This window comes from Oscillibacter sp. CU971, from assembly GCF_905219725.1.
In the GTDB taxonomy this organism is placed as follows: Bacteria; Bacillota; Clostridia; order Oscillospirales; family Oscillospiraceae; genus Oscillibacter.
This window is the reverse complement of sequence record NZ_CAJMXG010000516.1, coordinates 1-1,268: the sequence shown is the minus strand read 5'-3', so window position 1 is coordinate 1,268 and position 1,268 is coordinate 1. Positions and strand designations below refer to the sequence as shown.

Below are 1,268 nucleotides of genomic sequence, written 5' to 3'. Positions count from 1 at the left end.
TTTTTGCTTTCTGCAAGATGTTTCCCCCAAAAAAGAATCTTTTTGGGATTTATGACAAAATATTATGTAAACCGCATTATGTAAACCGCCCAAACAGGGCGGCACAGCCAGCCGGGCCGGCTGCGCCGCTGCCCATATTTAGGGGGCCGCATCCTCCGTGCATCCCATATCTGCGTCCCCCTCCCCTCCCCTCTCCGGCGGCGGGCCGGCTGCGCCGCCGGAGGGATATTTTGGAAAAGAACGGCACTTTTGTGCAATCCAACAAGAACCTCATTTTTCATTTCCGCCGCCGCCGGTTTTTGGGTTTGGCAATCCCGGCCAACAGTCCCCCGGCCAGGCCGCAGAGCAATAGGACGCCTCCCTGGCCCAGCCAAGCGATCTCCTCCCAAAAACCCAAGCCCGCCAGGAGGAGCACGGACAGGAACATGACTGCCGTCAGAACGCCTCCCGCTCTCCTCAAGGTCAGGCGCACCGTCAGCAGGCCCCCGGCCAGGGCGGCCACAATGCACAGCGCCGCCACCATAGGAAAGCTTCCGCCCTCCGACAGCGTACCCTTTACCATCAGCAGCGCCAAAAACATCAAACCCAGCAGATACACGCCCAGCGACAGCAGTCCCCCTGCCAAAAAGCCCTGCCACACCGCAAGTTTTTTTCGTCCCTTCGCCATAAGAAATCCTCCCTCGAAACATGCTCTCAAAAGGAGCATATTCCAGGGGAGGATGGTTTTATGCCATGAGGCGGAGGCAAAATGGAACCGGATTTATGAGAATTCAGATTTCCGGGTTCCAGTCGTTCTTTCCGCTGTCGGATTCTTTCTTTTCCTCTTCCTTCTTGGCGGGCTTTTTCTCCTCCTTCTTCTCCTCGGGCTGCTCTCCGCTCTGCACGCCCACGGAGCTGACGGCCCACTTGGTCAGTTCCATGCGGACCCGGTCGTCGCTGGTTTCAATGACAATGGTGTCCTTTCCGACAGAGACAATCCGACCGATAATACCGCCGATGGAGGTGATCACGTCGCCTTTTTTCAGGCTGTCCCGCATTTCCTGGGCTTTCTTTTTCCGCTTGTTCTCCGGGCGGATCATCAGGAAATACATGATCGCCACCATGACGATCAACATGAGAATTGTGTAATCCATTCCGAGCTTCCTTCCTTTTGTGTAATCAGAATGTGTCCATTATACCAGATACTGAAAGTTTTGCAAGCCTTTTCTTTATGTTATTTCCTTTGTTTTCCAAACGGAGAATGCCAAGCGTTTTTCACTCCCTGGAAA

Annotated in this window: 2 protein-coding genes; both read right to left on the bottom strand. The window is 54.1% G+C overall.

All coding sequences use genetic code 11. The annotated features are described in order from the left end of the window. Window positions 1-277: 277 nt before the first annotated feature. Window positions 278-667, bottom strand: a complete 390-nt coding sequence (locus tag JX325_RS17060; RefSeq protein ID WP_204792207.1) for a hypothetical protein — start codon at window positions 665-667, stop codon at window positions 278-280. A 103-nt stretch (window positions 668-770) separates the two neighbouring features. Further along, complete coding sequence (yajC, locus tag JX325_RS17055; RefSeq protein ID WP_204792206.1) at window positions 771-1,133, bottom strand: preprotein translocase subunit YajC; 363 nt, start codon at window positions 1,131-1,133, stop codon at window positions 771-773. Window positions 1,134-1,268: the final 135 nt, after the last annotated feature.